Genomic DNA, 23469 nt, shown 5'->3' with positions numbered 1-23469 from the left:
GAGCGGGAGACCGACACCACCGCGTGGGTCGCGCTGGACACCGTCTTCCACCTGGCGGTGGCCGAGGCTTCCCGCAATCCGGTCTTCCGCCGGGTGATCGAGGAGATCCGTGACGCACTGGCGCGTCAGTCGACCTTCCTCAACGAACTCGGCGGTCGGCGCGAGCAGTCCAACTGCGAGCACCGGGCGATCGTCGAGGCCCTGATCGACGGTTCCGAGCCCGACGCCGTCGAGGCGATGTCCCACCACCTCCACCGCGTGGAGGCCACCCTCACCGACATCGTGCGCCCCCAGCGCGCGGACACCTCAAGAGAAGGCAGAGCCGAGGCGTGAGCGAGCAGTTCCTCAAGGACGAGAAGCGCCCCACGACCCGTCACGTCGACGCCGGCGACACCGGCTACAGCAAGTCCCTGAAAGCCCGGCACGTCAACATGATCGCCATCGGCGGCGCGATCGGCACCGGGCTGTTCCTCGGCGCCGGCGGACGCCTCGCCGACGCCGGGCCCTCCCTGTTCGTCGCGTACGCCGTCTGCGGCGTCTTCGCGTTCCTGGTGGTGCGAGCGCTCGGCGAGCTCGTCCTGTACCGCCCCTCCTCCGGCGCCTTCGTCTCGTACGCCCGGGAGTTCCTCGGGGAGAAGGGCGCCTACACCGCCGGCTGGATGTACTTCCTCAACTGGGCGACCACCGGCATCGCCGACATCACCGCCGTCGCCACGTACACCCACTACTGGCACCTGTTCTCCGACGTCCCGCAATGGGTGATCGCGCTCATAGCCCTGGCCGTGGTCCTCACCGTGAACCTCATCTCGGTGCGGATCTTCGGCGAACTGGAGTTCTGGTTCGCCATCGTCAAGGTCAGCGCCCTGGTCGTCTTCATGGGCATCGGGATCTTCCTGCTCGTCACCCAGCACCCGGTCGACGGCGCCGTCCCCGGCCCGTCCCTGATCACCGACAACGGCGGGATCTTCCCCAACGGGCTGCTGCCGATGCTGCTGATCATCCAGGGCGTCGTCTTCGCCTACGCCTCCGTCGAACTGGTCGGCGTGACGGCCGGGGAGACCGAGAACCCCGAGAAGATCATGCCTAAGGCGATCAACTCGATCATGTGGCGCGTGGGCGTGTTCTACGTCGGCTCGGTCGTGCTGCTGTCGATGCTGATGCCGTGGAACAAGTACACCTCAGGCCAGAGTCCCTTCGTGACGGTGCTCTCCCACATCGGGGTCCCGGCGGCGGGCAGCGTGATGAACCTGGTCGTCCTCACCGCGGCCATGTCCTCACTCAACTCCGGCCTCTACTCCACCGGCCGCATCCTGCGCTCCATGGCCGTCAACGGATCGGCCCCGCGTTTCACCGCGCGAATGAGCCGCACCCAGGTGCCCTACGGCGGCATCCTGCTCACCAGCGGCATGTGTGTCCTCGGTGTCGGCCTCAACTTCGTGGTCCCCGCCGACGCGTTCGAGATCGTGCTCAACCTCGCGGCCATCGGCATCATCGCCACCTGGGGCATGATCATGGTCTGCCATCTCCTGTTCTGGCGGAAGACCACGGCCGGCGAACTGACCCGCCCCGACTACCGCCTGCCCGGCTCGCCCTGGACCGAACTCGTGACGCTGGCCTTCCTCGCCGCCGTCCTGGTCCTCATGTACGCCGACGGCGGCGCCGGACGCACCACCGTGCTGTGCGTACCGCTCATCGCCGCCGTGCTCGTCGCCGGCTGGTACGCGATCCGCGGCCGCCTGGCGCGCGACGCGACCACGGGCCACGATCCTTCCTGATCTACCGTCAAAAGGCGTCGGCCTCACGGCACTTCGTGAGACCGGCGCCACCCGTAGCGACCCATCATCGAACGAGGCAGTGATGCTCAGCAGTTCCCTCGCGGACGCGCCCCCGATCCGTGAGCCCATCCACGCGCCCGTCGCCCACGTCACCCGGGGCGGCGTGGTCGAGAGCACCCACTACGGTTCCGTCGTCGTCCTCGGTGGCGACGGCAAGCTCCGGTTCCATCTCGGCGACATCGAGGCCGCCTGTTACCCGCGATCGGCCCTCAAGCCCGTCCAGGCCGTCGCCATGGTCCGGGCGGGACTGCCTCTCGACGGCGAACTGCTCGCCCTCGCTATGGGCAGCCATTCCGGCGAGGAACGCCACCTCGCCGGCACCAGGCGGATCCTCGAACTGGCCGGGCTCACCGAGGACGACCTGCGCAACGTCCCGGACCTTCCGTACGACCCGGCCGTCCGCGACACCTGGATCCGGGAGGACCGCCCGCCCTCCCGGCTCGCCCAGAACTGCTCCGGCAAGCACGCCGCGATGCTGTACCTGTGCCGGCTCAACGGGTGGCCGCCGCAGGACTACGACGCCCCCGAGCACCCGCTCCAACGGATGATCGCGGAAGCCGTGGAGGACCTCACCGGCCAGCGCATCGCGCACGCCACCGTGGACGGCTGCGGCACCCCCCTGTTCGCCGTCTCCCTGCACGGCCTGGCCCGCGCCGCCGCGCGCATCGCCACCGGCGCACCCGGGACCCCTGAATTCCGGGTGGCGGACGCGCTGCGCAGCCACCCGGAGATGGCCTCCGGCGCCGGACGGGACGTGGCCGAGCTGATGCGCGCGGTGCCCGGGCTGATCGCCAAGGACGGCTTCGAAGGCGTCCACGTCGCCGCACTGCCGGACGGCCGCGCCGTCGCCGTGAAGATCGCCGACGGCGCGAACCGGGCACGCGTTCCCGTGATGGCGGCCGCGCTGGCCCTCGCGGGAGTCGACGCACGGCTGCTCACCGGGTTCGCGGGGGAGCCAGCGACCGGCGGCGGTCGGCGCGTCGGCGGCGTCCGGCCGGTGGCGGCGCTGGACCCGTCGGTCCTGCTCGCTCCCGCGTGACCCGACCCACCACTCCCGGCACTCGCCGCGCTGGCGCGAACGGGCGCCGGCAGGCGCACGATCCGCTCGAACGAGCCGTACCGGAAATTCGATCGCTGGGCCGTGCGCTTGTCCGCGCTGTGCTCGGCGCTGACGGCGAGGACAGCGTCATCGACGGTGACCGTGATCTCCTGCGGCTCCAGACCGGGAAGCTCCGCGTGTAACACGTAGGTGCCATCCGCCAGGTCCTCCTCGATCGCGATCGGGTGGCGGTCGTACGTGCCCCAGCGCAGCGGGGTGGTGGGGATGCCTCCTCCATTCGCTCGACCGGGTCGGGCAGCCGGGTGTTCGGGAGCAGCGTCATCGACTGAGCCATCACGGCCTCCCTTCTCCACGGCGGAATCCGTGTTCCGCCTATTCGCGTGTGCTTCGTAACGGCCCGGGAAACGGGCAGGCCGCACGGAGGCGTGGACGAATGTCCTATGCCGAGTCGGTGCGATCGGACACGGAGGAGCCGGCGCTCTGCCGGTCCGGGGCGGGCGGCTGTTCGACCGCCACCTGGGCCGGGCGCAGTAGGACCTCGCCGAGCCGATAGCCGGGGCGCAGGATCTGGGTGCAGGTGGGGCGGTCGACCCGGTCCGATTCGGTCGAGGTGACGGCCTCGTGGAGGGTCGATGCGCCGCTTGTCGCGGATGACCACAGGCGGGCGCTGCTCTTCGGGTTTCTTCCTCGGCCTGGATGGGGTGGTCATGCGGCGCCTCGCTTGTGCTCGTCCTCGTCCACGATCTCGGCGTCCACGACCTCCTCTCCTTCCTCGCCCTGGGTGCCGGTTGCGCCGCCACCTGGTGCACCGGGGGCGGTCTGGGCGTAGAGGGCCTGGCCCAGTTTCTGGCTGACCTGGGCGACCTTGTCGCTCGCTGCGCGGATGGCGGCGGTGTCCTCGCCCTTGAGCTTGTCCTTCAGCTCCGCCAGGGCCGTCTCCACCTCGTTCTTCACGTCGGCCGGGACCTTGTCCTGGTTGTCCTGAAGGAACTTCTCGGTGCTGTAGGCGAGTTGCTCGCCCTGGTTTCGGGTCTCGGCGGCCTCCTTCCGACGGCGGTCCTCCTCCGCGTGCTGCTCGGCTTCCCGGATCATGCGGTCGATGTCGTCCTTCGGCAGGGCGGAGCCGCCGGTGACGGTCATCTTCTGCTCCTTGCCGGTGCCGAGGTCCTTCGCGGCCACGTGCATGATGCCGTTGGCGTCGATGTCGAAGGTGACCTCGATCTGCGGCATCCCGCGCGGGGCGGGCGCGATGCCGGTCAGTTCGAACATGCCGAGCTTCTTGTTGTACGCGGCGATCTCCCGCTCGCCCTGGTAGACCTGCACGGTCACCGAGGGCTGGTTGTCCTCGGCCGTGGTGAAGACCTCCGAGCGGCGGGTCGGGATCGTGGTGTTGCGCTCGATCAGCTTGGTCATGATGCCGCCCTTGGTCTCGATGCCCAGGGACAGCGGGGTGACGTCGAGCAGCAGGACGTCCTTGACCTCGCCCTTGAGCACGCCGGCCTGCAGGGCGGCACCGATGGCGACGACCTCGTCCGGGTTGACGCCCTTGTGCGGGTCTTTGCCGGTGAGCTTCTTCACCAGGTCGGTGACGGCCGGCATACGGGTGGAGCCGCCGACCAGGATGACGTGGTCGACGTCCTTCACCTCGATCTTGGCGTCCTTGACGGCCTGGTGGAACGGGCCCTCGCAGCGCTCCAGCAGATCGGCGGTGAGCTGCTGGAACTGGGCGCGGGTGAGCTTCTCGTCCAGGTGGAGAGCGCCTTCGGCGGAGGCCGTGATGTAGGGCAGGTTGATCGTCGTCCCCGTGGCCGCCGACAGCTCGATCTTCGCCTTCTCCGCGGCCTCCCGGAGCCGCTGGGCTGCCATCTTGTCCTTGGACAGGTCGATGCCGTAGCCGTTCTTGAACTGCTTGACCAGGTGGTCGACGATCCGCTGGTCCCAGTCGTCACCGCCCAGGTGGGTGTCACCGGAGGTGGCCTTCACCTCCACCACGCCCTCGCCGATCTCCAGCAGCGACACGTCGAACGTGCCGCCGCCGAGGTCGAAGACCAACACCGTCTGGTCGTTCTCCTTGTCCAAGCCGTACGCCAGGGCAGCCGAGGTCGGCTCGTTGATGATCCGCGCCACCTTCAGGCCCGCGATCTCACCCGCCTCCTTGGTAGCCGTGCGTTGGGAGTCGTTGAAGTACGCGGGCACGGTGATCACCGCGTCCGTCACGTCCTCACCCAGATAGGACTCGGCGTCGCGCTTCAGCTTCTGCAGCACCCGCGCCGAGATCTCCTGCGCGGTGTAGCGCTTGCCGTTCACGTCCCCTTCCTCCGGGAACCGCCAGCCGCTCTCGCCCATGTGCCGCTTCACCGAGCGGGCCGTGCGATCCACATTGGTCACGGCCTGCCGCTTGGCGACCTCGCCGACCAGCACCTCGCCGCCCTTGCCGAAAGCCACCACCGACGGGGTGGTCCGGGCGCCCTCGGCGTTGGCGATGACGGCCGGCTCGCCGCCCTCCAGGACGCAGACCACCGAGTTCGTCGTTCCCAGGTCGATACCGACTGCGCGTGACATTGCCGGGCCTCCTCTCCTGCTATCCCTCCCGTCTTGCCTCAGCGGGAGGAATGAAACTTGAGCCTCATGGACTCAAGGATAAGTCGATGGCTGCGGCTGGAGGAAATCTGTAACGTGGAAGTGAGGTTTCAGCGAGCGGCGAGGTGAGGTCGCGGTGGTGGAGCTGCCCATTGATGACGCGGATGCCGCGCTGTACACGGTGGGGCAGGTCGCCGCGATGCTGCACGTCCAGGTGGCGTTCCTGCGGCGACTGGACGAGCTGGGCGCGGTCGTGCCGACCCGTTCGGCGGGCGGCCAGCGCCGCTACTCACGCCGGGAGATCAACCGTGTCGCGGCCCTGGTGAAACTGATCAGCGAGGGACTGACCCTGGAAGGCGCGCGCCGGGTACTCGATCTCCAGGCCCGAGTGGAGCAGCTGGAGGCCGACCTGGACCGGGCCCGCGGCCAGTGACGTCGAGCGCCCGCCGCCTGGGCCCAACCCGGGCCGGCTGAGGTTCAAGCGGCGGCGGCGAGGTCGGCGCGGCCGAACAGGAGCGCGTAACCGCGGGGCAGGCGGGCGAGGAGGCGATCGGTGAGCCGCTCGCCGCCGAGGGATTCGAGGGCGGCCAGGACGGAGGAGACGTCCCAGCGGGCGCCGGTGAGGCTGGTGTCCAGGGCTCGGGCGACAGCTTCGACGAAGGCGGGCGCGGCGACGGGTTCGGGCAGGGGGGTCTGCGAGGCGAAGACGGCGCGGGCCCGCTCAGGGAGCGCGGCGGCCAGCTCGCAGCGTTCCTCGCCGGTCAGCTGGGAGCCGAGAACGGCCAGGACCGCATCGAGGACGCGTTCGGCCTCCGCGTCACTGGGGTAGCGACCGAGGGTGCGGACCTGCTGGATCAGGCGGCGGTGCCGGGTCATGACGGGTGGCCTTCCAGGGGTGGGCCGCCGCGGCGTGAGCGGCGGCACGAAAGCGGGTCAGGGTCAGTGGCCGGGTACAGGGCGGCCGAACAGGACGTCGTAGCCGGGCGGCAGCTGGAACAGGACACCCTCCATGAGGTCGTCGCCCGCGGCATCGGCCACCGTGGACAGCACGGCGCCGATGTCCCACACGGCGGTCTTCTCGGTCGCGCCCTCGATCCAGGCGGCAGTGGCGCGCACGAACCGTTCGGGACTGAGCGGTTCGGCGGCCTGCAGGGGGTTGAGCAGGATCAGGGCGAAGGTCTCGGGCAGACGGGCCGCGAGCTTCGCGCGCACGTCGCCGACCAAGTGGGCACCGAGCAGGGCCAGCACGACGCGGGCCGCGCGCTCGGCATCCTGGGGCGTGTCGTACTCTCCGCGTTCCTGGACCTGGTCCAGGAACGCCTCCCATCGAAGAGTCACCGCGCATTCCTCCCTCCGTCCCGGCAGGGACCAGGCCCTGCCGGGGTGCGGGCGTGCGAGGCCGATCAGAATTCGGCGGCCAGGCGGCGGGTAAGGCCGGTGAGCTTGAGCAGCCTGGCCACGGGGTGGCCGACCCCGCGCAGGACCAGGCGCTTGCCGCTGTGGTCGGCCTGGTTGCGGGCCTGGACGAGGATGCCCAGGCCCGAGCAGTCCATGAACGTCACCTCCGACAGGTCGAGCACCACCTCCCCGTGCGCCTCGAACGCGGCGGCCAGCCGGCAGCGAAGCCGCGGCGCGGTGGCGAGGTCGATCTCACCACCGGCCCTCACCACGAACGGTGCCGGCCGCCCATCGCGCATGGCGTTGCCAGTCGCGATGGCACGGGCCAAATCGGGGGATGCGGGGCCGGATGCGGGGGTGTTCCGTGCCGTCCCCTCGGGGGGCGGGGACGGCACGGAACGGCACAGGGGCGCGGTCAGGCCTTGATCTCCTTGCGGCCACCGCTGTGGCCGATGGCGATCTTGCGGGGCTTGGCCTTCTCCGCGACCGGGATCTTCAGGGTCAGCACGCCGGAGTCGTAGTCGGCGCTGATCCCCTCGGGGTCGAGCGTGTCGGAGAGCATGACCTGGCGGGAGAACACGCCGAGCGGACGCTCGGACAGCTCCCACTTCACGTCCTCGCCCTCGTGGCGCGGACGGCGCTCGGCCTTGACGGTCAGCATGTTCCGCTCGACGTCGATGTCGATCGCGTCCGGGTCCACCCCGGGCAGGTCGAAGCAGATCACGTACTCCTCGCCCGCACGGTAGGCGTCCAGCGGCATCGGAGTCGGCCGCGACCAGGTACCGGTCGTGTTGAAGAACTGCTGGGTCAGGCGGTCCAGCTCGCGGAACGGGTCAGTGCGCAGCAGCATCGCGAAACACCTCCACTGATCGATGGGTGCCAGTGCGCTTCACCTGAAACCGTTCTAGCACGTCATCCATCCGATGACAAACGCTGGGTGTCGTCCGTAAAATGACAGCATGAGCAAGAAGCCCCCGCAGCCCGCCCCCAGGCCCGATCCGGTCTCCTTCCTCGCCGCCGCCGCGGCGCTCGCCGCCATCGACGACACCGTCCGCACCGCCCGGCAACCCGGCCGTCCCTCGGAGCGGGACACGCAGGAAGGCGGCGCCGAACAGGCCCTGGCCGCGCTGGTACTGCTGCGGGAACTGCGCACCCAGCTCGCCGACTGGGAGGCCCCACTGGTGGAGACCGCCCGAGCCGCCGGCGCCACCTGGGCCGACCTCGCCCAGCCCATGGGCGTTGCCAGCCGCCAGGCCGCCGAGAACCGCTACCTGCGCCTGCGCCCCACCAAGAACGCCTCCGCCGGCGCGGAGACCGGCGCCGAGCGCGTCAAGGCGGTGCGCGACCGCCGGGCCGCGGACCGCGCCGTCACCGCCTGGGCCCGCAACCACGCCGCCGACCTGCGCGTGCTCGCCGCCCAGGTCGCCGCACTCACCGACCTCGCCCCCCAGGCCCGCCCCGCACTCGCCGACCTCACCACCGCCCTCGGCACCCCCGACCCGGCCGACCTGATAGCTCCGCTCGCCGCGATGCGCCCCCACCTCGGCACGGGCCACCCCCACCTCGCCACCCGCCTCGACGACCTCACCCACCACACCGACCAGCTCCGCCATGACAGCGACCAACGGCGCACCTGACCCCGTCGCCGCCGCCGAAGAACGCTGGCAGCGACTCCAGGACCAGCTCGAGACCGTGGGCATCCGCATGCGGACCGAGACCGGCTCCGCCATCGCCTCCATCGACGCCTGCCTGCGCAGACTCGACACCGTGCGCCGGCACCTCGCCGACCACCCCGGGGCCGCCCACTGTCCTGCCCCGACCGTCCGAGACCTGGCCGCCCGATCCCCGACGACCGGAGTGCGCCACGTGCAGCCACGGTCACCTACCATGCCGCAGGCGCGAGCCGTCCAGGCTCACGCCGAACCCGTTCCCCACGCCTCACCCGGAAAAGGAGACCCAGAGTGGGTAGCAATGTCGAGACGCTGGAATTCCAGGCCGAGACCCGTCAGTTGCTCCGGTTGGTGATCCACTCGATCTACTCGAACAAGGACATCTTCCTGCGCGAGCTGATCTCGAACGCCTCCGACGCACTGGACAAACTGCGACTGGAATCGCTGACCGACTCCGGCCTCCAGGCCGACACCTCCGACCTGCACATCGCCCTCGAAGTCGACAAGGACGCCCGCACGCTGACCATCCGCGACAACGGGATCGGCATGAGCCGGGACGACATCGTCGAGCTGATCGGCACGATCGCCAAGTCCGGCACCGCCGGCCTGCTGGACAAGCTCAAGGAAGCCAAGGACGCCGCCGCCGCGCAGAGCCTGATCGGGCAGTTCGGCGTCGGCTTCTACTCGGCGTTCATGGTCGCCGACAAGGTCACCCTGCGAACCCGGCGGGCCGGCACCGACCAGGGCACCCTGTGGGAGTCCGACGGCCAGGGCACCTACGACATCCAGGCCGTCGACGGCCTGCCCACCGGCACCTCGGTCACCCTGCACCTCAAGCCCGCCGACAACGAGGACGCTCTCGCCGACTACCTGTCCGAGTGGAAGATCCGCCAGATCGTCAAGCAGTACTCGGACTTCATCCGCTGGCCGATCCGGATGGCCACCGAGCGCACCGACGCCGACGGCGGCGGCGAACCGGAGACGCTGAACTCGATGAAGGCGCTGTGGGCCCGTCCGCGCAGCGAGGTGACCGAGGCCGAGTACCACGAGTTCTACCAGCAGATCAGCCACGACTGGCAAGAGCCCGCCGCAACCATCCACATGCGCGCCGAGGGCACCTTCGAATACGAGGCGCTGCTCTTCCTCCCCTCGCAGGCACCGTTCGACCTGTTCTCCCGCGACACCAGGCGCGGCGTCCAGCTGTACGTCAAGCGGGTGTTCATCATGGACGACTGCGACGCGCTGATGCCCAACTACCTGCGCTTCGTCAAGGGCGTCGTCGACGCCCACGACCTGTCACTGAACATCTCCCGCGAGATCCTGCAGCACGACCGCCAGATCCAAGGCGTCCGCCGCCGCCTGGTCAAGAAGGTCCTCGGCGCGATCAAGGACATGCAGGGCAAGGACGCCGAACGCTACGCCAAGCTGTGGGCCCAGTTCGGACGCGTGCTGAAGGAAGGCCTGATCGAGGACACCGACAACACCGACACCCTCCTCGAACTGATCTCGGCCGCCTCCACGCACGATCCGCAGAAGACCACCACCCTGCGCGAGTACGTGGCGCGCATGAAGGACGGCCAGGACGCCATCTACTACCTCACCGGCGAGAGCCGCGCGATGGTGGAGAACTCCCCCCACATGGAGGCCCTCACCGCCCAGGGCTACGAGGTCCTCATCCTCACCGACCCCGTCGACGAGGTCTGGACCGACCGGGTCCCGGCCTTCGACGGCCACCGCCTGCAGTCCATCGCCAAAGGCCAGGTCGACCTCGACGAACCCGCCGACGGCGACCAGGAGGCCAACGCCGACAAGGCCCAGCACGAGCAGGACTTCGCCGCCCTGCTGCCCTGGCTGACCACCACCCTGTCCGAGCACGTCAAGCAGGTCCGCCTGTCCTCCCGGCTGACAACCTCGGCCGCCTGCATCGTCGGCGACGCCCACGACATGACCCCCACCCTGGAGAAGATGTACCGGGCCATGGGACAGGAACTGCCCTCCGTCAAGCGGACCCTGGAACTCAACCCCACCCACCCGCTGATCACCGCGCTGCGCACGGCACACCAGGCCAACCCGGACGACCCCGCACTGGCGGAGATCGCCGAACTCGTCCACGGCAGCGCCCTGCTCGCCGAAGGCGGCGACCTTCCCGAGCCCGCCCGCTTCACCCGGCTGCTCGCCGAGCGCCTGACCCACACCCTGTAACGGCACGGGGGTGCGGCCGGCCACGGCACGACGCGGCCCCTGCCTGCCGCACCCTACCCCGGCCAGGGAACGTCACCAGCCGGGTCAACACCGCACAGGGCGCCACCGGATCGCGCTTCCCCCCGTCAGACCTGGCCGAGCGGGCGGGGCGCGGTGGCGTGCCGCTTCCAGGAGTCATGAGCAGAGCACCGCTGTCCTCGCCGGCATGAGGAGCCCCCGCGGCTGCACCTCACCCGGCCGCTTCGGCAGCAGGCATCGGGAGCCGGCCGCTGCCGACGGCCACCCGAACCGACCAAGGAGATCTCAAGCGTGTACGAGTACACCGACCGCAGGAATCGCAGCCTGGCCGACCGCATCCAGGCCGCCGCCGAGCGGCACCCCCAGCACGGCACCGAGCAGGACCAGGCCGCGGCGACCGCCCTGCTGGCCGACATGCTCCAGGCCGCCGCCCGGCACGACATCAACCTCGACATCCTCGACCTGGTCACCGACCTCCCCGGCAGCTGCTACCGCACCGTGTCGAAGAACCGCACCCCGGCCGACCGGATCGAGGCCGCCGCCGAGCGACGCCCCGACCAGGGAACCGAGCAGGACAAGGCCGCGGCGACCGCCCTGCTGGCCGACATGCTCCAGGCCGCCGCCCGGCACGGCATCACGCTCGCCAGCTTCGACTGGGTCACCGACCTGCCCGGCAGCTGCTACCTCGCCGTGGCCCGCAACCGCCACCTGCCGGACCGGATCGACGCCGCCGCCGAACGGCGCAGCAACCCGGGTACCGAGCGGGACAAGGCCGCGGCGACCGCCCTGCTCGCCGACATGCTCCAGGCCGCCGCCCGGCACGGGATCAGCCTCGACGCCTTCGACTGGGCCACCGACCTGCCCGGCAGCTGCTACGCCGCCGTCGTCTCCAAGAGCCGCCACGAGGCCGGCCGATGGGCTGTGGCCCGGTGAGCGACGGCGGGCCGTGCGCAACCTTCCCGACCCCGCCGGCTTCACCCGTCTGCTCGCCGAGCGCCTGACCCGCACCCGGTAGTCGAGGGCACATTGAAGGCTTGCCGTCCGGGGCCTGGTGCCCGGGTGCCGGACGCGCCGTTGTGGCGCGGCGGCACCCGGGCCACGTTCACTGTGCCGGGACAGGTCGCCAACGTCGGCCGCGAGCCTCTCGCCGCCGATCTCCGGTGCCGGCCGCTCGTCCGTATAGCCCCATTTCGGGCATCTTGACAAGTGCTGGCCAAGGTTCTATCCAGGTCAATGAGGAGGTTTGCCGGGGTCACCCGGGAGGTGGTCCGCCATGACGGGATCGCGAGACCGACGCGATCACTACGCGGCGCTGGGAGTGGAACCCACGGCGTCCGCGCGGCAGGTCACTTCGGCCTATCGCTCCCTGGTCCGGCTGCTGCACCCCGACACCCGCCCCGTCGAACCGGGGTCGGCGGAGCGACTCGGCGCGGTGGTCGCCGCCTACGAGGTCCTGCACGATCCCGAGCTGCGGGCCGCCTACGACGCCGAACGCGGTGCCGCTCGGCACCCGGCCGAGCGCGCCTCGGCCGGTCCCCCGACCGCGGGCCGACGGGTGTCCGTACGAGTCGTCCGGGAAACCGGTGGGGCGGGGTCTGTGCGCGCCGCGCCCTCTCCCTTCGGCGGCGCGATGCCGCACGGGTCCGAACCGCTCGTGCGGGTGGGCCCGGTGCGGGTCGTACCGCCGGGTGCGTCGGCGTGGGCGCGGGATGGTCCCGACGACCTGTGGCAGTGGATGGTGCATCGGCTGTGGGAGGTGGAGCCATGGCTGTGAACGGCAACGACTTCCGCACCGCCGTCTCCCGGTGGGACGGCCAGATCACCGTCGCGGTCACGGGCGAGATCGACCTCGCCACCGCACCCGAGCTCGAGAGCCGCGTCAAGGAGTGCCTGGCGCACCGGCCCAGGCGCGTCGACCTCGACTTCGCGCAGGTGAGGTTCTGCGACTGCTCGGGCGCGGACGCCCTGGAACGGCTGCACCGCCAGGCGCAGGAGGAAGGCATCGTCCTGAAGGTCACGGATGTGCAGGCCCCGATCATCGCCCGGCTGTTCGACCTTCTCGGCCTCGCCGACCTGGTCGAACCTCACCCATCCGGCTGACCCCGGACAAGGACGACACCGGGCCGCGTACCGCGGCCTGGTGTCACGACTCGCGCGCAACCCACAGCGCGGCACCCGGCTGCGGTTCAGACTTCCGGGAGCGGCCCGGTGCAGACCAGCTCCGCGGCAGTGTGCTGCGCCCGGCGCAGATGGGTGCCGGCTCGTTCGATCGCCGCGATCGCGCGTCCCAGCTCGAAGGCGGCGTCGGCCTGTTTCTGCACCGGAGTCGGCGGATCCTCCAGGACCGCGAGATGCTCCGGGTCGATCGCGTTCAGGCCCGCCGCGAGCTGGTGCAGTGTGCGGGGAAGCTGCTCCAGCAGGCCCGCCAGCGCACCGATCGCGTGATGGACGTCCGTCGGATACGGATAGGCACTGGTCCGGTCGGTGCACGCCTGTGACGGCCACCAGCCACTTCTCCGTCACCCTCGAACGGGCCGGGCCAGGCCATCGGCGCGCCCGTAGCATGGAGATGCACGCGAACGTACTTCGCGGAGTGGACACCGCCGATGGCAGATGGCAAAGGACCGGTTACCGTCCAGGATCTGCTGGACCGGACGCTGAGCCGCACTGTGAAGAGCCTTGGCGCGTCTGCGGGGGCGATCGTGCTCCTGGAGCCCGACGGCGAGGTCCTGACCCTGGAAGCGATCGCGGGAGTGCCGCCGGAGTTCCTCAGACCGCTGCGGCACGTACGCCTGACCACCGCGACCCCCGATCCCATCATCGAGGCGGTACGCGAACGTCACCTGGTGTGGGTGAGCTCCGGGGAAGACCTCGCGCGCCGCTATCCGAAAGTCGCCCTGCTCCTGCCGTACTCGCGCGCCAGCGCCGTCGCGCCGATCGCCAGCGGACGCGTGGTGTGGGGCGCCCTGGCCCTGATGATGTCCTCGAAACGGTCGTCCGAACTCACGGCCGGCGAGCGCCGCGCGATCACGTCGGCCGGCGACCGCATCGCCACGCTGCTCCAGCACGCCGCCGACACCGGGCAGCGCCTCCAGCCGGGATCCGACTCCGGACACCGGCCCCGTTTCGTCCCCCTCACAAGCCCGGCACGGGGTGACGCCGCGACGCAGTTCGCCACCCGGCTCCCCGAAGGCGGATGCTCCCTCGACCCACGCGGGAGGATCACCTTCGTCGAGCCCACCGCGGCCGAACTGCTGGGCGGGAGCGTCCCGCACCTGCTGGGCGCCCGTCTGTGGGACGCGGTGCCGTGGCTGAACGATCCGATCTACCAGCACCACCACCGGGACGCGGTCATCAGCCAGCTGCCGACCTCGTTCACGGCGCTGCGGCCCCCCGACACCCACCTGCACTTCGAGCTCTACCCGGACCGCACCGGCCTGAGCGTGCGCATCAGCCCGACCTGCGGCAGACACTCCCCCAAGGTGCCGCATGCGGGAGGCACCGAACCAATGACCGGATCCGCCCGACTGGAGGCCACCCACCACCTGGTCCACCTGGCCGGCGCGCTGACCGAAGCGGCGACCGTACGCGACGTGGTCGACCTGGTCGCCGACCATCTCCTGCTCTCCTTCCGCGCCCAGGCTTTCCTGCTGCTGGTCCCCGAGGCCGGCCGCATCCAGGTCATCGGCCATCGGGGCTTTCACCCCGAGTTCGTGGACCACCTCGACCACCAGCCGCTGCCCTCGTACATCCCGTCCGTGCCGGGGTTGGCCACCGGGGTACCGTCGTTCTTCGCCTCCCGGGAGGAACGCCGCACCGCCTGTCCGGCAGACGCCGACATCGACGACGGCATGGCCGCATGGGCTCTGCTGCCCCTCATCGCCTCCGGGCACCCCATCGGCATCTGTGTGCTCGGCTACGAACGCCCACACTCCTTCACCCCGGACGAGCGCACCATCCTCATCACCCTCGCTGCCCTGATCACCCAGGCCCTGGACCGGGCACGGCAGTACGACGCCGAACACCAGCTCGCCCATGGACTCCAGGACCGCCTGCTACCCCAAACCCTCCCGGCGATCCCCGGCCTGGACGTGGCCGCCCGCTACCTACCCGCCAGCCACGGCATGGACATCGGCGGCGACTTCTACGACCTCATCCGCCTGACAACCACCGAAGCCGCCGCCGTCATCGGCGACGTACAAGGCCACAACGTCAGCGCCGCGGGCCTGATGGGCCAGGTCCGAACCGCCGTCCATGCCTACGCCATCGCCGGCGCCACCCCCGGCGAAGTCCTCGCCCGCACCAACCGGCTGCTCACCGACCTCGACCCCGACCTGCTCACCAGCTGCCTGTACGCGCACCTCGACCTCTCCCACCACAGCGCCCACCTGGCCACCGCCGGACACCACCCACCCTTCCTCCGCCACCCCGACACGCGCACCCACATCGTCCCCCTGCTGCCAGGGCCCCTGCTGGGCGTCGATCCCGCAGCGGCCTACCCCACCACCGAGGTCGCCCTGCCGCCCGGTACCGTGCTCGCCCTCTACACCGACGGACTCATCGAGGCCCCCGGTACCGACCTCGACACCAACATCGCCAAACTCACCGCCACGCTCTCACAGGCCGGAGACCTCCTGGACGGCATCGCAGTCGCCCTGCTCGACCAGGCCACGCCCTCGGGCAGTCACGCCGACGACACCGCCCTCCTTCTCCTGCGCATCAACTACACCCTCCAGGACACCGACCTGATCGCCAGCTGACCAGCCGGCATGGATGCCTCCCCTCCTCGACGGCGGGCACAGGCGATCCTCCCCCAGTTTTGCAAGCGACTTCCGCTTGGCTCGCGTCGACCAGGACGCTGGGAAATGATCTTCACAGCTGCGGGAACGGCCAACCTACCGACTGGATGTACCCGCAGGTCAACGGATTGTGTCGATTGACCAGTTCCGGGAATAACTTGCAGCGCATATTCGCTGAAGCGCATACTGGGGCGGTGGCATGGGAAGTCTCACTGGAGAGCGAGGTCGAGGAATGGCTCCTGGACCTCGCACAGCACCACCCGCAGACCGCCGACGAGGTCGCGGCCGCCATCGACAAGCTCGAGCAGGACGGCCCGACCCTCGGCCGGCCGCTGGTGGACCGCATCCACAGCTCCAGACACCACAACATGAAGGAGCTCCGCCCACGGACGACGGGGCCCGGAGAGATTCGTATCCTGTTCGCCTTCGACCTTGAGCGCCAGGCCATCATCCTGGTGGCGGGCGACAAGGCCGGAGCGTGGCGGGAGTGGTACGAGATCAACATTCCCATCGCCGACAAGCGGTTCAGCAGGCACCTGAAGGCCATCGAGGAGGGCAAGCCATGAAGTCCTGGAAGGACGTACGACCGAACGTCGTCACCGACCCGCAGCGGGTATCCGCACACCGGGAGAAGCTCGACGCCGAGGTCCGGGCCTACCGCCTCGCCGAGATCCGCCGCGAGCAGGACCTGACCCAGGCCGACGTCGCCGAGATCATCGGCATCACCCAGCCCAACGTCTCCCGACTCGAGAGCGGGGCACTCGACACCGCGGCCATCGCCACGATCCGCGCCTACGTCGAAGCACTCGGCGGCCAGCTCCGCATGGTCGCCGACTTCGGCGACCGCACACTCACCATCGGCTGACACCGCGGCCGCCGCCGTGCGGTGGAGGTCCGGCCGGGGCTTTGACGACTTCGGGCGCCACGGCGGCTACGGCGGCTGGGACTGACTACCTGTCGCCGGCAGTTGACGTCGTTCGACAAATGTTCTGTGAGGTCGGGCCGGGCAAGCCATGCCCGGCCCTGCCGCTGGATCGGGGCCGGGCAGGCGAGAAGATCGTGAGATGGTCGGCTACAAGTACGCCCCGGTCTGGCGGCAACACGCCCGGGGCGGACCGTGCGATCTGGACGTCAATACTCTCTCCGGTGCCCGCAGTGTTGGGGGCCTTTGCGCGGGCGCCAGAACTGGTCGCGGGCAGCGTTGTGGTCGGTCAGAGTCGGATGGGGAGGTGGCGGGGTCCGCGGAGCATGGCGGCGTGCCGGTAGGGGGGTGGGTCCTGGAGGAGGGTTGCGCTGGGGAGGTGGGGGATCAGCGCGCCGAGCGCGGCCTGGGCTTCGATACGGGCGAGTGGTGCGCCGTAGCACAGGTGGATGCCGCTGCCGAAGCCGAAGTGCTGGTTGTCCGGGCGGGTGGGGTCGAACCGGTCGGGATCGTGGAACCGCTTGGGGTCGCGGTTGCCGGAGGCCAGCGCCAGTACGACGGAGGTGCCCTTGGGGAGGGTGGTGCCGGCGATGTCCACGTCGGCGAGGGGGATGCGTTGGCGCATGTGGACCGGGGGCTCGTAGCGCAGCAGCTCCTCCACCGCGGCCGGTAGCAGGTCGGGTTCGCGGCGCAGCCGGTCCAGGTGGTCGGGGTGGCGTAGCAGGGTGAGGACTCCGTTAGTGATGAGGTTGACGGTGGTTTCGTGTCCGGCGATGAGGAGCAGTACGGCGGTTTCCGCGAGTTCCTCGTGGGTGAGGCGCATGGCCGGGTCGGGTTCGTTGATGTAGGCGGAGAGCATGTCGCCGGTGGGATGGTCGCGGCGTTGTTCGGCGAGGTTCACCAGGTACTGGCCCATCTCGATCCGTGCCTGCTCGCCGGCCCGGTCCCGCTCGGCGGAAGCCCCCTCGTCGGGTCTGACGTCGGCGGAGGCGACGATCGCGTCGGACCATTGCCGGAACTGTGGTTCGTCCTCCTGGGGGACGCCGAGCAGTCGGCAGATGACGGTGACGGGCAGTGGGTAGGCGAAGTCGTCGACGATGTCGATCTGGGTGCGGTCCTGGAGGTTCTGGAGCAGTTCCTCGGTGAGTTCGGTGATTTGGCCGCGCATGGCGTCGATGTGGCCGGGGCTGTGCGGTGGGCCGAACGGTCGCATGGCCAGGCTGCGCAGTCTGTGGTGCTCGGGGTCGTCGAGCCGTAGGAACGGCGGCTTCGGCGCCCCCTCGGGCGGGGTGGCGAGGCTGCGGGGATCGGCGCTGATGCGTGGGTCGTGGAGGAGCGCGGCGATCTCGTGGTAGGTGCCGATCAGGTAGCTGCCGTCCGCCTGCCGCACGACGGGACCGGCTTCGCGCAGTTCCGTGTAGAGCGGGTAGGGGTTGGGGCGGTTGGCGTAGTCGGTGATCCGTTCCAGGAGGGTATCGGCGGCGGCCATGGGGCGGGGCTCCTCGTGGTTGGGCGGGAGATGGGTCAGGTGGGCTGCACCACGGTCAGCCGGCGGTCGGGCAGGTGGCCGGTGAGCGCGACGGTGGGGCCGTGGGAGAGACCCTTCGGATCCGGCACGTCGGAGGGGACCGGGACATCGGCCGCGAGCGGGCGGTCGGACGCGCCGGGCGCGGGCGGGAAGGGGGCAGCGGTCTCGATCAGGCGCGTGTAATAGTCGAGTGACTTGGCCATGTCGACGGTGACCGCGGCGGTGACCCGGCCCTGGTAGCCGTAGACCATCGCCAGGCGACGCTCCTCCAGCGTGCCTTGGGCCATGACCACGTGGTCGGAGAAGGTGGGCACGCCCACCGACTTGATGTTGAGCCCGAACTGGGTCGACCAGAACGTCGGGAGGGCGAGGTGGGGGCGGCGCAGGGGTCCGGGATTGACCATGTTGTGGGCGGCCACCTCGGCTTGCGCGACCGCGTTGCCCCAGTGTTCCAGGGAGAGCATCTGGTAGCCGAACAGTGGGTGGGGGAATCGGGACACGTCACCGGCCACGAAGACGTCGTCGGTGACGATGCCGTACATGTCGAAGGCCCGGCACCCGGCGTCGCAGGCGATTCCGCGCGGGCCTGCTGCCAGTCCGGAGTCCGCCAGCCATTCGACGTTGCGGACCGCCCCCAGGGCCGCGACGCACACGTCCGCCTCCACACGGCTGCCGTCGGACAGGTCCGCACCGGTGAACCGGCCGTTCCCGTCGCCGCGCAGGGCGGTGACGGTCACCCCGCAGCGCAGGTCCACCCCGTTGTTGCGCTGCATGGCGGCCGCGAGCTTGGACAGGGTGCCGCCGAGCGCGCCCACCAGGGGGGCGGGGCCGCGTTCGGTGACCGTGACGTCGAGACCGCGTTCCCGGCAGGCCGAGGCGATCTCCGAGCCGGTGAAGCCCCCGCCGATCACCAGCACCCGCCGCGGCCCCGCGGCCAGCCGCTCGGCCAGCCCGGCGGCGTCCTCGCGGGTACGCAGCGTGAACACTCCGTCCAGGGCGGCCTCCTCCGCCTTGGGCCAGGGCCTGGCCCGGGTGCCGGTGGCGATCAGCAGCCGGTCGAACGGCAACGATTCGCCGTCGGCCAGCACCACCCGTTTCCCGAGAGGGTCCAGGCCGGTGGCGCGGACCCCGAGCCGCCAGTCGGCGTCCGGGTCCCGGCGCATCGGCAGAGCGGTGGAGTCCGCCGCGACCTGGCCGAGCAGGACCTGCTTGGACAGCGGCGGCCGGTCGTAGGGCGGATGGGGCTCGTCCCCGACCACGGTCAGTGAGCCGGTGAAGCCCTCCTCGCGCAGCGCCTCGGCGGCCCGCAACCCGGCCAGCGACGCGCCGACGATGACGATCCGGCCTTCTCGAAGGTCAGCGGCCACCGGGGCTCACCTCCTTGCCGAGGAGGATGGCCTGGACCGGGCACGCCGCCGCGGCCTGGCGCACGCGCTCCAGCTGGTCGTCGGGAACGGCCGGGGTGTACAGGAGCCCCTCCTGCCCGTGCAGCTGGAACACCTCCGGTGCGAGGAACACGCACTGCGCATAGCCCTGGCAGCGTGTGAGGTCCACAACGATCTGCATCCCATTACTCCCTCCGTCACCCCCTTCGTTCCAGAGTGGGGGATGGACCGGACCTCCGCATGGCTACGGGTCATCCCCGGCGAGAAGGGCCGGGGAGCGGAGAGCCGTCGACCATCGGCACCTGCTCCCCGGCGTTGGCGACCACGGACGCCGTCGCCGTGAGGTACGAGCAGCCATCAGGGCGATGACCTGTCGTCTCCGCGATCAGGTGCGTGAGACTGTTGTGGCGGTCGTGGCCGTCGGCGCCGTCCTCGTCGAACCCGTAGTCGCCGCACGCGAGGGAGCGGAAGCCCGGATACTGGTCGACCGGCGAGGCCACGGCGTAACCGCTGCTTGGATCCATGGGTGCCGTCCTCCTCGCGACGTTGCACCGCGCCACACACACGCTTTACCTACGGCCGCGACCGCGCGGCCGTCCCTCGGTCACAGCTCGGTCGCCCCCCGCCGACGCCGCGGACCTCAACGTGTCGACGGGCCGGGCTCTGGGTTCCGCCCCTGTGCCTGGATCGCGGTGATGGCGACGGTGTTGACGATGTCCTGGACGAGGGCACCGCGTGACAGGTCGTTGACCGGTCTGCGCAGTCCTTGCAGCACCGGTCCGATGGCGATCGCGCTTGCCGAGCGCTGGACGGCTTTGTAGGTGTTGTTGCCCGTGTCCAGGTCCGGGAATGTGAGCACGGTGGCGTGGCGACTCCAGGCCCGAGGTCGTCCGGCGCGGGGACGGGATCTGCGAATAGTGGCGGTGTTCGCCGCGGCCCGGCGCCCCGATGCGGGCCCGAGCAGTATGCGAGGCGATGGACGTGGAGCTCACGCCCAGCAACATCAACAACGCCCGGCTGAAGCTCAAGCGGCTGGTCGAGCGCGGGCTCCTGGTCGAGACCGAGCAGGGGTTGTTCACCCGGCCCCGGCCATAGCCTTGCGAGCCCGCGACCAGGTCACGACCCTTGAGTCGGTGTGGCGGTCGTGTGTCAACGGTCAAGCAGATTGCCGGCGCTACGGCCGGCGCCCGCGGGCGGCGGCAGCCGGTCGGCACCGGCCGAGAAGTGCTCGGCGGGACGACGGGGGGGGATGAACGCGGCCCCGTCGAAGGGTGGGCCGACCGGCTGCGTGCGGCTACTTGAGCGGCGTGCCGCCCGAGTTGTGGTACGCGATCGTCTTGTTGATCAGGTTTCCGCCGTCGGTCTCGGCCGTGGTCTGTTCCTGCTGCCCCGCGCCGAACAGCAGACCGGCGATGTGCGCGTTCGCCACCTGGTCCATGTGCGCGAAGAACCAGTCCACCTTGTCGTCCTTGTAGTGGTTGAGGGTGTTGTTCTGCGCCATGTTGCCCACGGGGATCTGCCACAGGACCACCGGCTTGCCCACGGACTCGGCCATCGTCTTGTAGAACGACAGCTGGGCGGCGGCCTTCTGGTCGGTCCAGAACTTGTCGAGGCCGCCGTGGGCGGGCTGCGCGTACCAGCCCGCGTCGCGGTCCGACACGTCGGTGGCCAGGAAGTCGGCGTTCTGTGCGCCGAGGTGGGCGTAGTCCTTGACGCACTGCGGGGTGTTCTGCTGCCAGTCGAAGCAGGACAGGTGCATTCCCACGGCGGTGTTCGGAGCGTACTTGTGCGCCATGTCGATCAGGCAGCGGGCGAGTCCGGCGGCGCTGTTCTCCTGCGATCCGCAGTCCGTCGGGTCCGCGGCCGTGACCTGCGCGGCGACCTGGTGCGGGTCGCCGAGCGACCGGACGTAGCCCCAGAAGTCGGGCTCGAGGTCGATCATGTCGTGCGAGGTGCCGATCTTCTGGAGGAAGAAGCGGTAGTCGTTCAGGTACCGGGTGAGCAGGTCGGCCCTGTTGATGGCCTTGACCTCGCCCGGACCGTCGCCCTGGCCCGCCGCGTCGCCGAGGTCGCGCAGCGAGTACCAGGTCCAGAGGAACTTCTGCGGGCGCGGCTTGCCCTGGTAGGTCTCCTGAGCCGCCTTGGCGTCCCGCCAGGTCACGTACGTGCCGGGCGCCGTGGTGCTGCCGTTCCAGCAGCCCCACCAGCCCGTCCACGCGTCCTGGCAGCGGGCCGCCGTGTAGTAGTCCGACGAGGGTGCGGGCTGGCTGTGCACATAGGCGTACTGCACGTCGAACGGCGCGGCGTTCGCCGAGGCGTCGGACATCGAGCCGCCGATGAGCACCGTGTTGCTGCCCATGAAGCTCTTCGCCGAGCTGCCGCCGGAGCTCCCCGCGTTCCCGTTGCCGCTGCCGCTGCCGCTGCCGTTCCCGCTGCCGCTGCCGTTGCCGCTACCGACCGGGACGAGCTGCCACTGCTGCTGGGCGCCGGCCCAGTCGTGGTACTGGGCGATGTGGCTCCCGTCGGCCTTGGAGCCGCCCGGGACCTCGACGGCCTTGCCGCTGAAGCGGTTGATCAGACGCACGTAGCCGTCCGACGAGTTCTCCACGTGGAACTGCTGGTTGGCGCCGTTCAAGTCGCGCCACTGCACCAGCTCGGCGCCCTCGGTCTTCGACCAGCCGTAGTCGTCCAGCACCTTGCCGGAGTACCGGTTCTGCAGCCGGTAGTTCCCGTCACCCGAGTCGAGGAACTTCCACTGCTGGTTCGCATCGCCGGTGCGGCTCCACTGCACCACCGCAGCGCCGTCGTACGCGCCGTAGCCGAAGTCGTCCAGCGCCTTGCCGGTGCTGCGGTTGACCAGCACGTACCAGGCGTTCGTGTCCACGGTGGTTCCCGCCGAGGCCGTGTTGACCACAACCACGGAGCCGCCCACGACCGCCAGGCCGACGGCCGCCCAGAAACCCCGGCGCTGGTACAACCGACGGCGACGATGCGTCTGCCGCTGCCCCGGAACGGCCGAGCGGAACGACGCGCGACCACGGCGGGCTCGGCCGCCGGGCGACGCCTCCGGCGACGTGGATGGGCGAGAGAACATGGCGATGCTCACTTTCAGCCGTTGCCTCTGACCGGACCGCCTGTCCGGACATCACCCGGTTGTCACCGCTCCGGGAAAGGTTGCCCCGGACCGCGAAGTTTTTTCGGGCACCGCGCGCCGGCTGACGATCACGTCGTCGGGCGGGGGCGGCGGCCGGGGCGAAACGCAGCCGACGGCCAGTCAGACGGTCGCCGGTGGTGGGTGGACGGTGGGTATCGGGAGCCGTTCGGCCCGTCGCCCGGCGCGGCACGGCGCGACCGGTTCACGGGGCGTGCTACCAGCTGGCCTTGCGCACACCGGGCAGGAATCCGGCGTGGGCCTGCTGGCGTACACCGATGCGGGAGAGCCCGAAGGCGCGCAGGTAGCCGCTCGTTCTTGGCGATCTTGCTGCGCTTGGCCATCACCCGCCGACCCATGCACGCACAACGCCTGTACGACGCACTGGCGCAGATCTGCCCAGGCGTCATCCGCGGACACGGGCACCTGTGGCTCGCCAACCGACCCCAGTCCATCCACCGGTGGGAGTCCGCCGGCGAGCACCTGGCCATCCAGACCGCAGGCACCTGGCTACCCGAACAGGACGGCAGGGCATGGCAAGCGGCGTCGGCCGAACGGCGCACGTTCGCCGCCCTGCTCTGGCACCCCTACTACGGCGAGCGCCGCTGCGAACTAACCTTCACCGGCATCGACCTCGACGTCCCCTCACTCCACGAGCGGCTGAACAGCTGCCTGCTCACCGACTCCGAACTCGCCCTCGGAATAGAACGCTGGCGGCTGTCCGACGACCCGTTCGCCGAAGCTCTTGGGGCTGACCCGCCATCGCACTGACCTCCGACCATCACCATGCCCGGCCGAACCAGCTGCACCCCGCGGGCGCCGAGAACCTTGAGGTTCCCCCGAGGTGCGGAAGGTTGCCCGAGATGGCCTGATGGGTCATGAGAAGGGAGCCTTTGTGATGGCTGCTCAGATGAAGTACCC

General features: G+C 70.2%; 25 protein-coding genes and 3 pseudogenes. 13 read left to right on the top strand and 15 right to left on the bottom strand.

The genetic code is table 11. The features are described 5' to 3' along the window. From ACFVWU_RS37835 to ACFVWU_RS37825, 3 genes are all read left to right on the top strand, one after another. Nucleotides 1–333, top strand: a 333-nt coding sequence (locus ACFVWU_RS37835; protein WP_387629542.1) for a FadR/GntR family transcriptional regulator, incomplete at its 5' end; no start/stop codon positions are given. Then, nucleotides 330–1775, top strand: a complete 1446-nt coding sequence (locus tag ACFVWU_RS37830) for an amino acid permease (RefSeq protein ID WP_380610062.1) — start codon at nucleotides 330–332, stop codon at nucleotides 1773–1775. The genes ACFVWU_RS37835 and ACFVWU_RS37830, both read left to right, overlap by 4 nt. A gap of 82 nt (nucleotides 1776–1857) precedes the next feature. After that, nucleotides 1858–2874: an asparaginase gene (locus ACFVWU_RS37825; protein WP_387629541.1), complete on the top strand. Its 1017-nt coding sequence runs from the start codon at nucleotides 1858–1860 to the stop codon at nucleotides 2872–2874. 41 nt (nucleotides 2875–2915) lie between these two features. Here ACFVWU_RS37825 and ACFVWU_RS37820 read toward each other — a convergent pair. From ACFVWU_RS37820 to dnaK, 3 genes and pseudogenes are all read right to left on the bottom strand, one after another. Next, nucleotides 2916–3080: pseudogene (locus ACFVWU_RS37820) on the bottom strand (Hsp20/alpha crystallin family protein); the annotation flags it as partial. A 253-nt stretch (nucleotides 3081–3333) separates the two neighbouring features. Beyond that, a complete protein-coding gene (locus tag ACFVWU_RS37815) occupies nucleotides 3334–3555 on the bottom strand; it encodes a nucleotide exchange factor GrpE (RefSeq protein ID WP_387629544.1) in 222 nt (73 codons plus the stop codon). 45 nt (nucleotides 3556–3600) lie between these two features. Continuing rightward, the gene (gene dnaK / locus ACFVWU_RS37810; RefSeq protein ID WP_387629539.1) at nucleotides 3601–5457 is read right to left on the bottom strand and encodes a molecular chaperone DnaK; all 1857 of its coding nucleotides are present in this window, start codon (nucleotides 5455–5457) and stop codon (nucleotides 3601–3603) included. 154 nt (nucleotides 5458–5611) lie between these two features. Between dnaK and ACFVWU_RS37805 the strand changes: the two genes are divergently transcribed. Continuing rightward, nucleotides 5612–5908, top strand: coding sequence for a helix-turn-helix domain-containing protein (locus ACFVWU_RS37805; protein WP_387629536.1), 297 nt, complete (start codon nucleotides 5612–5614; stop codon nucleotides 5906–5908). 44 nt (nucleotides 5909–5952) lie between these two features. Here ACFVWU_RS37805 and ACFVWU_RS37800 read toward each other — a convergent pair whose 3' ends face one another. From ACFVWU_RS37800 to ACFVWU_RS37785, 4 genes are all read right to left on the bottom strand, one after another. Next, complete coding sequence (locus ACFVWU_RS37800) at nucleotides 5953–6351, bottom strand: DUF2267 domain-containing protein (RefSeq protein WP_387629534.1); 399 nt, start codon at nucleotides 6349–6351, stop codon at nucleotides 5953–5955. Between the two features lie 63 nt (nucleotides 6352–6414). After that, nucleotides 6415–6813 carry a DUF2267 domain-containing protein gene (locus ACFVWU_RS37795; RefSeq protein ID WP_387629533.1) on the bottom strand — a complete coding sequence of 133 codons (399 nt, stop codon included), beginning with the start codon at nucleotides 6811–6813 and terminating at the stop codon, nucleotides 6415–6417. A 65-nt stretch (nucleotides 6814–6878) separates the two neighbouring features. Then, nucleotides 6879–7172, bottom strand: a complete 294-nt coding sequence (locus tag ACFVWU_RS37790) for an STAS domain-containing protein (protein ID WP_387629530.1) — start codon at nucleotides 7170–7172, stop codon at nucleotides 6879–6881. Between the two features lie 116 nt (nucleotides 7173–7288). Continuing rightward, complete coding sequence (locus tag ACFVWU_RS37785; RefSeq protein ID WP_380610070.1) at nucleotides 7289–7723, bottom strand: Hsp20/alpha crystallin family protein; 435 nt, start codon at nucleotides 7721–7723, stop codon at nucleotides 7289–7291. 109 nt (nucleotides 7724–7832) lie between these two features. Between ACFVWU_RS37785 and ACFVWU_RS37780 the strand changes: the two genes are divergently transcribed. The 5 genes from ACFVWU_RS37780 to ACFVWU_RS37760 all read left to right on the top strand — a co-directional run bounded on the left by ACFVWU_RS37780 (nucleotide 7833) and on the right by ACFVWU_RS37760 (nucleotide 12863). Continuing rightward, the gene (locus tag ACFVWU_RS37780; protein WP_387629527.1) at nucleotides 7833–8510 is read left to right on the top strand and encodes a type III effector protein; all 678 of its coding nucleotides are present in this window, start codon (nucleotides 7833–7835) and stop codon (nucleotides 8508–8510) included. A gap of 324 nt (nucleotides 8511–8834) precedes the next feature. Next, complete coding sequence (gene htpG / locus ACFVWU_RS37775) at nucleotides 8835–10745, top strand: molecular chaperone HtpG (protein ID WP_387629525.1); 1911 nt, start codon at nucleotides 8835–8837, stop codon at nucleotides 10743–10745. A 309-nt stretch (nucleotides 10746–11054) separates the two neighbouring features. Further along, nucleotides 11055–11696: a hypothetical protein gene (locus tag ACFVWU_RS37770; protein WP_387629522.1), complete on the top strand. Its 642-nt coding sequence runs from the start codon at nucleotides 11055–11057 to the stop codon at nucleotides 11694–11696. Nucleotides 11697–12036: 340 nt separating this feature from the next. Further along, complete coding sequence (locus ACFVWU_RS37765) at nucleotides 12037–12537, top strand: J domain-containing protein (RefSeq protein ID WP_387629521.1); 501 nt, start codon at nucleotides 12037–12039, stop codon at nucleotides 12535–12537. After that, a complete protein-coding gene (locus tag ACFVWU_RS37760; RefSeq protein ID WP_380610075.1) occupies nucleotides 12528–12863 on the top strand; it encodes an STAS domain-containing protein in 336 nt (111 codons plus the stop codon). The genes ACFVWU_RS37765 and ACFVWU_RS37760 overlap by 10 nt, the downstream gene beginning before the upstream one ends. 86 nt (nucleotides 12864–12949) lie before the next feature. On the opposite strand, the gene ACFVWU_RS37755 is transcribed toward ACFVWU_RS37760, so the two are convergent. Then, nucleotides 12950–13084 (bottom strand): hypothetical protein, encoded by a 135-nt coding sequence (locus ACFVWU_RS37755; protein WP_387629519.1) that lies wholly within the window; start codon nucleotides 13082–13084, stop codon nucleotides 12950–12952. A gap of 285 nt (nucleotides 13085–13369) precedes the next feature. Here ACFVWU_RS37755 and ACFVWU_RS37750 point away from each other — a divergent pair, with 285 nt between their 5' ends. From ACFVWU_RS37750 to ACFVWU_RS37740, 3 genes are all read left to right on the top strand, one after another. Then, nucleotides 13370–15523, top strand: a complete 2154-nt coding sequence (locus ACFVWU_RS37750) for a SpoIIE family protein phosphatase (protein ID WP_387629516.1) — start codon at nucleotides 13370–13372, stop codon at nucleotides 15521–15523. Nucleotides 15524–15756: 233 nt separating this feature from the next. Further along, complete coding sequence (locus ACFVWU_RS37745; protein WP_387629514.1) at nucleotides 15757–16128, top strand: type II toxin-antitoxin system RelE/ParE family toxin; 372 nt, start codon at nucleotides 15757–15759, stop codon at nucleotides 16126–16128. Then, the gene (locus ACFVWU_RS37740) at nucleotides 16125–16427 is read left to right on the top strand and encodes an XRE family transcriptional regulator (protein WP_387629512.1); all 303 of its coding nucleotides are present in this window, start codon (nucleotides 16125–16127) and stop codon (nucleotides 16425–16427) included. Before ACFVWU_RS37745 ends, ACFVWU_RS37740 begins: the two co-directional genes overlap by 4 nt. A 346-nt stretch (nucleotides 16428–16773) precedes the next feature. Here ACFVWU_RS37740 and ACFVWU_RS37735 read toward each other — a convergent pair whose 3' ends face one another. The 7 genes and pseudogenes from ACFVWU_RS37735 to ACFVWU_RS37705 all read right to left on the bottom strand — a co-directional run. Then, nucleotides 16774–17973 (bottom strand): cytochrome P450, encoded by a 1200-nt coding sequence (locus ACFVWU_RS37735; protein WP_387629510.1) that lies wholly within the window; start codon nucleotides 17971–17973, stop codon nucleotides 16774–16776. A 35-nt stretch (nucleotides 17974–18008) separates the two neighbouring features. Beyond that, entirely contained in the window at nucleotides 18009–19379 is a 1371-nt protein-coding gene (locus ACFVWU_RS37730) for an NAD(P)/FAD-dependent oxidoreductase (protein WP_387629508.1), read from the bottom strand. Continuing rightward, nucleotides 19369–19578, bottom strand: a complete 210-nt coding sequence (locus tag ACFVWU_RS37725) for a ferredoxin (protein ID WP_344638945.1) — start codon at nucleotides 19576–19578, stop codon at nucleotides 19369–19371. The genes ACFVWU_RS37730 and ACFVWU_RS37725 overlap by 11 nt, the downstream gene beginning before the upstream one ends. A 70-nt stretch (nucleotides 19579–19648) precedes the next feature. Beyond that, a complete protein-coding gene (locus ACFVWU_RS37720) occupies nucleotides 19649–19921 on the bottom strand; it encodes a hypothetical protein (RefSeq protein WP_387629507.1) in 273 nt (90 codons plus the stop codon). 116 nt (nucleotides 19922–20037) lie between these two features. Continuing rightward, nucleotides 20038–20334, bottom strand: a pseudogene (locus ACFVWU_RS37715) (phosphate acyltransferase); the annotation flags it as partial. A 357-nt stretch (nucleotides 20335–20691) separates the two neighbouring features. Continuing rightward, entirely contained in the window at nucleotides 20692–22281 is a 1590-nt protein-coding gene (locus ACFVWU_RS37710; protein WP_387629505.1) for an RICIN domain-containing protein, read from the bottom strand. A 484-nt stretch (nucleotides 22282–22765) separates the two neighbouring features. Continuing rightward, nucleotides 22766–22867 (bottom strand): annotated as a pseudogene (locus ACFVWU_RS37705) (30S ribosomal protein S14); the annotation flags it as partial. Nucleotides 22868–22905: 38 nt separating this feature from the next. Here ACFVWU_RS37705 and ACFVWU_RS37700 point away from each other — a divergent pair. Then, on the top strand, nucleotides 22906–23319 hold the full coding sequence (locus tag ACFVWU_RS37700; protein WP_387629502.1) for a GTP-binding protein: 414 nt from the start codon (nucleotides 22906–22908) through the stop codon (nucleotides 23317–23319). Nucleotides 23320–23469: the final 150 nt, after the last annotated feature.

The organism is Kitasatospora sp. NPDC058190 (assembly GCF_042883685.1).
GTDB lineage: Bacteria > Actinomycetota > Actinomycetes > Streptomycetales > Streptomycetaceae > Kitasatospora.
This window is presented reverse-complemented; position numbering and strand designations above follow the sequence as displayed.